This window comes from Dankookia rubra, from assembly GCF_004355005.1.
GTDB lineage: Bacteria > Pseudomonadota > Alphaproteobacteria > Acetobacterales > Acetobacteraceae > Paracraurococcus > Paracraurococcus ruber_A.
Genome location: NZ_SMSJ01000156.1, coordinates 1 through 7,933, shown reverse-complemented (window position 1 = coordinate 7,933; position 7,933 = coordinate 1). Strand labels below are relative to the sequence as shown.

Below are 7,933 nucleotides of genomic sequence, written 5' to 3'. Positions count from 1 at the left end.
GCCTTCCGTCAGCCGTCGTGACGAAAGGCTCGGCAGCGCTCCTATTTCACGCCGCCGCGGCCAGATTACCCAGCCGCTCCCTGAGGGATTTTCTCTCCGACGCTCTCACCCGCTTGCTCTTCTGCACAAGCCGGTGGACCACCACGCCCTGCTCAGGACCGTGCGCGAGGTCGCGCATGTCCCTCCGCAGCCGGCGGCCGACTAGACGCGGTTTGGGCGCCTCATACCGGCACCCGAAGTTGGCGACGGGCATACGCCGGTATGGCCCGGCGAGCCGCTGCGGCTGCATTTCATTGTCACGATTAAGCTGCGCCGAGGCAGCAAGGGGACATTGCCTGACTATCGAGCCGCGATGGGTGGCACTTAACTCCACGCCCGGAAGGCCGTCGCCCATCGCCGGCCGATCCGCTCTAATGCGGCGCAGGTCCGACCGGTAAATGAGAGTTTTCCCCAGCCCATGAACCGGGCCTGCCCCGCTGGCAAAGCTGCGGGCTGAAGTTCGGCCACCGGTCGAGGTTCCAGGGGCGGCGTCTCTGTGGCACGCACAGGCAGCGCCGATGCGGCCCGCGCTGTGTCCTGTGCCTGCCAGAGAGTTTCGACCAACTTCTGCATTTCGGCGGCGTGTTGAGCGCGTAGGCGCTCGATTTCCAGGGCATGCACCTGCTTCGTGTCCTGGAGCGCCTGGGTCAATCGCACCACCTCGGCCGCCTGCGCGTCTTGCTTCAGCACCGCGGAAGCCTTCCCTTGATCCTGAGCATCGATGCCCTGCTGGCGGGGAGCCACGACGGTGTCGGGCGGCGGCGCCGCGTAGGTCTGTCTAACTGCCGCTATCTCGTCCGACTGGGCTGCTGTGAACACCAGTGAGGGGGCGCCCTCGTCGGCTGAGGAAAGGCGTAGCGGATGATCGCGGCACTCTTCCCCGCCCATCAGTGAACAGGGTGCGACAGGGTGAGCAGTTCCGGCCCGGCAGAGGTGTGGGTGGTCGTTGCTAAACCGTCCATGTCCGAGCGTAGGCCATGGGCGCTTAATGGTGTGTTGCGCCGAGATGGCCGGAGCAATGGCCTTACGGCGACGGGTGACCGCCGTAACCGACCGGCACCGATGCGGGCGCGATGTGCCGGAGTTCGGCAATCAAGGCGGCATTGTCCCGAGCCAGTAACTTCTGGCCTCAGCCCAAAGACTTGGTACTCCACCACCTTGGCGGGCCGCAGTCGTGCGGAGCGGCTGAGCACCGAACGGCGGCGGCCCGTATGGTGGTCGGACATCGCAGGGTGCACTGCCAGAGCACCCGTGCTGCTCGACGGCGGCAGGCTCCGCCGGCTGCCATGGCGGGGAGTCACATCGTCCCCCATGCCGGACGCTGTACGGCTTGGAGGCGGGTCGTCGGCCAGTTACGGAGCCTCGATATCGGCAAAGTCCAGCAGGTAGAGGTCTGCCTCATACGCCTCAGCGAGGCGGGTCAGCCCTTCCAGCTTTTGCCCGTCCGCGGCCCGGCAATCCGGATCGGAGGCTATAAGCCGCCCGATCTCGATGAGCGCCTGCATATACTCAGCTTCGACGAAGGTGGGGCCAACCTGCATGGCAGCTTTCCGAATGAACAGGGGTTTGCAGGTCTATTTTCTACCAAAGATTGAGATTTCACGTCCAGTAACGAAGACGATGAGACAGCATAGCTGCGCCGCCTGTGCTTCGGGCGCCTCACCTCAGGCGGCGGCCTCGAATGGGTGCCCGACGCCCCTCGCCAGCGCTGCCGGTCTGCCTGCCGGGCCGAGCGCCCGGTACGAGGGCGTATGCGCCACCGCCCTTGCGACCTTTCTGGATGTCGATTGCAGTCGGCTCCGCTGTTACCGAATCAGGTCGACAGTCAAGGTCGTGACGCAGACCGAGCAGGTAATTCATACTTTGTATGCAACTAACCCAAGCGGCCGGCGTATCAGACAGAGGCCACTCTGACGTGGCTTCCGAGGACGGAGACGGCCGGTGGACAAATGGCAGCCGATCAATACTGCGCCGCGTGACGGGCGCACGATCCTTGCCTACCTACCGGCCAATGCCGGCCTTCCAATCCGGCAGGATGTGGTGGCCGTATGCTGGGCGGCAGGGTGGACGACGGCTTACAGCGGGGCCTGCCTGGACAGCGAGCCAACCTATTGGATGCCCCTACCCGCCCCTCCGGGCGTGGCTGAAACCCACGCCGGCCAAGATGGCGAGCGTCAGATCGATATGCTGGCCGGACCCACTCACTAAAACTACCGAAGTGGAACTGAATGTCGCGGTTCAGTCCGTTCAGCTTTCCGTCTGGTCTGCTGCACCAAGCGTCGCTTCATGATTGCGACGGCCTGCTCCGGCGTACCGTCAAAGGTCTCGGCTGCCATGAGACCCTTGATGCGCCAGCGGCGCTGCCCGGCCTCCGTGTGTCCCAAGTGCTCGGCTTCTACATGCCCGTGCCGCGTGAGTACACGCAGAATGACCCCTGATGCTTTGCTCAAAATGTGGGTTCCTCAACGAGGCCGTGCCACTGACGCCGTCTCATCCTGATCGTGCCCGACGCTCAGGAAGCGTCGGCCAAAAGGGGCGCTTCAATGCAAAATGCTGGCCTCGGTCTCGTTGATGGCGATTGTCGCGCCTGTCGGGCAGACCTCACGCATGCCGGCGAAGAGTTCGGCCGCTGTTCCCTCTAGCGGGATCGGTTGTTTGTTGGCCCACGCCTCTAGTAAGCGCGCGTACTCGACGATGCGCCCCGGCGCAGTCTCAACTCCGATCGGAATCGCCTCACCCGCGTCCTTGTCGAGGCGGAAGATAAGGGTCTCGTCGTTTGCCTTGACGTAAACCATGTAGTTGACCAGGGCCATTGCCGTCCTTCAGCCGTCCCATGCGACGATCACTCTGGCTTTTGGCAAAGGAAAGTTGCCGAAAACCTCATTCTGGGCTGGGTCGCTGCGGATCAGATTTTCGTTGCTCTCATGCGGTTTGATGGAAGTTGGCCAGATTTCGATGAAAGGTCGACACGAGCGTTTTGGAAGCTGGTCGTCATGTCCGCATCGTCGGCCGCAGGCAGCGGCTTCTTTGAAAACTACCTGCCGCACCTGCTAACTTTGGCGGCTGTCGCCGCCTCAAGAGCCTTCGATGAGGAGTTGCGTGAGCGCGGTGTCAGCCTGCCTGTATGGCGCGTCATGGCGGTTCTGCTGGAGCGCCCTGGTGAGACGGTGACCGGTCTGGCAAAGCGGTGCCTTCTTCAGCAACCCACCATGACGAAGTTGCTCGACCGGATGGAGCGCGATCGCGTGGTTCAACGAAGCCCCGATAGGCAGGATCATCGTATCGTTCGCCTCTCCCTCACCACCGAGGGGGCTGCCCTCGCCGCTACGCTGGTCGAGGCTGCAAAGCACCATGAGGCTGCATTATTGGCCCGCCACCCTCAAGCCGCGACAATCAAGGAAGGACTGCGTAGCATCGCCGCCGAACAAGGTCGGCCGAAATGAAGCAGCTTGGGACGACGAAGGACAGCCGTTCGATGCCAAACTGGGTTGAGAGAGCATCGGAGGTACCGTAGAAGGGTAACGATACGAACAACAGTGTTACTCAGGTGGCAAGTCCGCATCGTATTTCGACAGGCGCGTCAGAAAGCCAACAATCCGGTTCGCCGCATCTTGGCAACACGGGACACGGTTTTCATCCAGCGCCATGAGTACAGTTAGCAAAAGGACTTCCAAATCACCGGCATACAAGCCCTCGGCTAAGGCGCGGACCTCTGGCGCCATAAGCAGGGGCTTTCCGATACTACTTGAACTCATCACCGCGAATCTCCCTGTCTGTCGACCGGTGTGAACGAACGGTTTCGTTTCGCGTGATTTAGCTGCAAGTTCCAGTCTGACGCTCCGATGAGCGCGATTCGCTAGCAAGACGAGAAATCCCGCTTTGAGGTCACGCCTTGGAACTGAACCCCGGGCCACCAAGCGAAATCTCAAATTTCTCCAAGGTGCAATAGGTATTTCGAACGGCAACGCGGTAGCACACGCAAAAGTTGTGATGGTGACTGGTTTGAAAAGGGTCGTCTCACGACGCTTTCAATTGAACGTCTTCGTCCGAGCGACCCGTCGGGCTTTCCAATCATCGGGCTCTCTGACCACGACGAGCCTCGGTTGCACACGGCAAGAAACGCTGAGTGTTAAGGGTTTACCGCACACCCGTCGGGCCGCTGCTGAGAATGTCGTAGATGCGCCGCCAACAAAGCTCTCTACCGTCGTTCGTCCATGCGATCCGATGCAGCGCCGCGCGAAGCTCACTGCCCCCAATTGAGAGTTCGTCGAGATACCTCTCGCGCGGCCAGCACCGCGCAGGTAGGAGCGCAGATCGCGCTGCATGTCCTTTGCTGCTTGGTAGGTCGTCATTCCGGCGTATAGCTTGCGCGCAGCATGAATGGCAGCGTCGCGGGCAACGCGTGATCGACCGGTCGGGCTCTCCTTTGCCGCGACAAGGCTGTTTTCGCGGCCCGGCGCCAAGGCATGCTCAGAGAACGCTACATTGCACTGAATCCGTCGCGGCATCTGACACCCGCCGAATCTACACCGGTTCAGAACAGGCATCACACGCTATGGTTGCAGAACGGCTTCGACTACACCGGCCCGAGCCTATGAGCCTCATCAGGGTCGGTGCCGAGGCGAAGAGCGCTCGGGGCCGGCGGAGCAGTGATCATCTCTCTGCCGAGCGACAGCTGGCGCCGCTCCAGCGTCAGAGAGACCGCTTCGGTGTCGTTGGCTCGCAACTCCCAGCAACCCACGGCTAATTTATTCAAGCAGAAACCACCTCATTGGATAATACCGCGAGCGAATCGTGGCCTGCCTCCCCCCAGGGCTGCCGGTTCGTGGCTTGGACATCCCCCCAGTCCGGAAACTACATCATGCCCCTCGATGCCCTCCCCATCCCAGGGTTCAGCCGCCGACATCTCCCGCGCGCGGTACCGAGCCTTGATCAAGCCGAACGGGATGCTGCGGTCCATTTCGCTCCCTTGCTGCGTCAGCACTTGGCGAACCAACCGACGTCCGGCCATGCCGTAACACTGGTGGTCAAAATGACCGCGGACCTGAAGAATACCTCCGTTCGTCTGCTTCACGCGGGCGCTGCGGCGGACGCGCTAACTGCGGGCGAGACGGCGCTGGCCTGGGTGGTCCAGGGGGTTCCACAGTCGGAGGCACAGCGACGTGCCCTCGCTGTACGGCTGGCATCCGCCGCAGCCGTAGCGTGGCGCCAGCACTGCCAAATCCAGCGTCTTGGCTTCCTGAACGCCTGACGGATTGGATAAGCGCAGGGATGACGGAGGCGGCAAAAAGCCGGCTCCGTCCATCACCCTTGAGGCTCGCCCCTGCGCCGGTACGGGTTGCCCACAGTGGATCGACCAACCGGGACGAGGACATGAGTGACTTAGCGGGAGGATGAGTTCGAGGTCGAAAGCGGGATAGGTGACGGTGGTAAGTGCGGCGGCAAATGCATCGGAACCGCATCTAAACTTGCAATGTATAGCCTGCTGGTAGATTATCCGGCATGTAATGCAATCTCCTGAAAACGGCCTGCCCGCGTTTCCTCTGAAGCAAATCAAACTCAGGGGCCTTCGGGCGCACATCGTCGCACTGGTGGCTGCATCCCTCCTCCCAGCCTTCGCGGTCGGCGGCATCGCCGTCTGGGCGGCCGTCGGCAGCTACCGCCAAGCCTTCGATGACCGGCTCGAAGGTACGGCCAAGGCGCTGGCGAGCGCAGTCGAGACCGAGATCGCCTCGCATACCCTCGCACTCTTCACTCTCGCCACTGCGCGCGACCTCGACCGCGGAGGTGACTTGGCCTCGTTCCACGAGCGAGCGCGGCAAGTCGCCGCTATGTTCAGCACCCGCATCTTTTTGGTGGCACCGGGCGGCTCCCTGCTGCTGCACACCTATTTCCCGGCCGATGCCGAGTTTGCTGACCGGCAGCAAAGAGAATCGATCGACATGGCGCGGCAGGTCGTGGAGACCGGCCTCCCGGCCATCGGCAACCTCCTGAGTGGTCAGGTGACCGGGCGATGGGTTGCACCGGTCTATGTTCCGGTCATCAGGGATGGGCAGGTCACCTACACGCTGGGGATCGCCTTGGAAGCGGATCGCATCTCTCGAATGTTGGCCGGGCACGCGTCCCGCGACGGCGGCTATGCATCGCTCGTCGACGGGAATGGGCGGATTATGGCCCGTTCCACCGAACCCGAGCGCTACGTCGGCCAGACAGTGCGCGGATGGGTGACAGATGGCGCTCAGGAGGGAGAGGCCGGCACACTGCGAGGCCCGAACCGAAGTGGCATTGAGATCGTCACGGCTTTCCGACGCATTCCCGGCGCGGCAGGGTGGTTTGTCACCGTCGCGGAGCCGTTGTCCACCTACCATGCGAGCCTGCGAGGCCCGCTCGCCATGCTGGCGATCGGCGGCATGGCTGCGGTGGTCCTGGCGCTGGCCGTCGCAGTCTGGATTGGCGGACGGGTACTCCGGCCGGTCGACTGGCTGACGCAGAAGGCGGAGCGCGTCGCGTCGACCAGCGGCGCCGCCGAGATCATGCCCGCTGGACCGCCAGTGCGCGTCCAGGAGTTCGAGCGCCTGCGTGCCGCGGTATTGCAGGCGCATGTGGCGCTCCGCGAAAAGGCTCAGGCGGTGGCAGTCGGGGAAGCGCGATTACGCGCCATCCTGGACACCGCCGCGGACGCAATCGTGGTAACGGATGAGCGCGGGACGATGCTTTCCTTCAACCGCGCCGCAGAGGCCACCTTCGGCTACACCGGGTCAGAGGCAGTCGGCCAGAACATCGCTACGCTCATCTGTGCTGACGACGACGCGCATCACGATGTCTGCCTCGCCACATACTTACAGACCAGCGAGAGGAAGGCGGTCGGCGTTGGCCGCGAGGTTGAAGGGAAGCGCAAGGACGATTCCCTGGTGCCGCTCGACCTCTCGATCTCTGATTGGCAAGATGCCGCGGGCGAGCGGTTCTTTACCGCGATTATGCGCGACATCTCGGCTCGCAAAGCAACCGAAGCACGCCAGGACATCCTGGTACGCGAAGTGGACCACCGGGCGAAGAACATCCTGGCTGTCGTGCAATCTGTGCTGCGCCTCACCCCGCGGGACCAGCCCGGAGCCTTTGCCGCCGCAGAAACGCGGGTCGCCGGGTTAGCGCGCGTTCATTCACTCCTGGCGGAAGGTGGTTGGTTGGGCGCCGACCTGCGCGCTGTCGCCGAGCGGGAGTTGGCTGCTTTCGGCGCGGGGTCCAGCGGCGTCAAAGGAGGGCCGATGGTGTCCTTCGAAGGGCCGCCGGCCGCCCTCGCTCCACCTGCGGTGCAGCCGCTTGCCATGGTACTGCACGAGTTGGCCACCAACGCAGCCAAGCATGGGGCGCTGTCCACCCCGGGCGGACGGGTCAAGGTGCGTTGGATTGTGGGCCGAAGGAAGGGCGAGGATGGGCTCCTGCGGCTGCGTTGGGCCGAAGAGGGGGGACCATCTGTCGCCTGTCCGCCGGCTCGTCGAGGCTTTGGCACGCGGGTGGTGGAGGCCACGGTGCGGGGCCAGCTTGGCGGAACGGTGGAGCGTCACTGGGAGCGCACCGGTCTCGTCGTCGAGATCGCGGTACCAGTGGCGCGGGTCTTGGCGGGCGCTGAAGCAGCCGCATCGGCCAGTGCAAATCCGGAAAGGAGAGCGAGCGCTGCTTGAGCGCCATGGTCCGGCGTAGGGCTTGCAGGGCGGCCCCAGCAAACTCTGATGATTGCAGGAGCTATTTTATGGCCTGCTTGGTCTCGATTTCATCGAGCACGGGGACTGTCGGCATTTCCGTGTGTTGCCGGTCATGAGGGAATGGAAGGAGCTCCCCCATGGCTCGACGGAAGGCGCCGCACATCGCTGATGAGTTGCTGGACCAGCTGCTG

General features: G+C 63.2%; 7 protein-coding genes. 3 read left to right on the top strand and 4 right to left on the bottom strand.

Annotated elements, in window-relative coordinates; all coding sequences use genetic code 11:
- Positions 1–46: 46 nt before the first annotated feature.
- The 4 genes from E2C06_RS40530 to E2C06_RS34425 form a co-directional block, all read right to left on the bottom strand.
- Complete coding sequence (locus E2C06_RS40530) at positions 47–178, bottom strand: hypothetical protein (RefSeq protein ID WP_277751917.1); 132 nt, start codon at positions 176–178, stop codon at positions 47–49.
- Positions 179–363: 185 nt separating this feature from the next.
- On the bottom strand, positions 364–927 hold the full coding sequence (locus E2C06_RS34435) for a hypothetical protein (protein ID WP_133293067.1): 564 nt from the start codon (positions 925–927) through the stop codon (positions 364–366).
- A 464-nt stretch (positions 928–1,391) separates the two neighbouring features.
- On the bottom strand, positions 1,392–1,580 hold the full coding sequence (locus tag E2C06_RS34430) for a hypothetical protein (RefSeq protein ID WP_133293066.1): 189 nt from the start codon (positions 1,578–1,580) through the stop codon (positions 1,392–1,394).
- Positions 1,581–2,579: 999 nt separating this feature from the next.
- Positions 2,580–2,852: a hypothetical protein gene (locus E2C06_RS34425; protein WP_133293065.1), complete on the bottom strand. Its 273-nt coding sequence runs from the start codon at positions 2,850–2,852 to the stop codon at positions 2,580–2,582.
- Positions 2,853–3,032: 180 nt separating this feature from the next.
- Between E2C06_RS34425 and E2C06_RS34420 the strand changes: the two genes are divergently transcribed.
- The 3 genes from E2C06_RS34420 to E2C06_RS34415 all read left to right on the top strand — a co-directional run bounded on the left by E2C06_RS34420 (position 3,033) and on the right by E2C06_RS34415 (position 7,721).
- The gene (locus E2C06_RS34420; RefSeq protein WP_165982867.1) at positions 3,033–3,482 is read left to right on the top strand and encodes a MarR family winged helix-turn-helix transcriptional regulator; all 450 of its coding nucleotides are present in this window, start codon (positions 3,033–3,035) and stop codon (positions 3,480–3,482) included.
- 1,418 nt (positions 3,483–4,900) lie between these two features.
- Positions 4,901–5,290 (top strand): hypothetical protein, encoded by a 390-nt coding sequence (locus tag E2C06_RS38185; RefSeq protein ID WP_165982866.1) that lies wholly within the window; start codon positions 4,901–4,903, stop codon positions 5,288–5,290.
- 256 nt (positions 5,291–5,546) lie between these two features.
- A complete protein-coding gene (locus E2C06_RS34415; protein WP_133293063.1) occupies positions 5,547–7,721 on the top strand; it encodes a PAS domain S-box protein in 2,175 nt (724 codons plus the stop codon).
- Positions 7,722–7,933 lie beyond the last annotated feature (212 nt).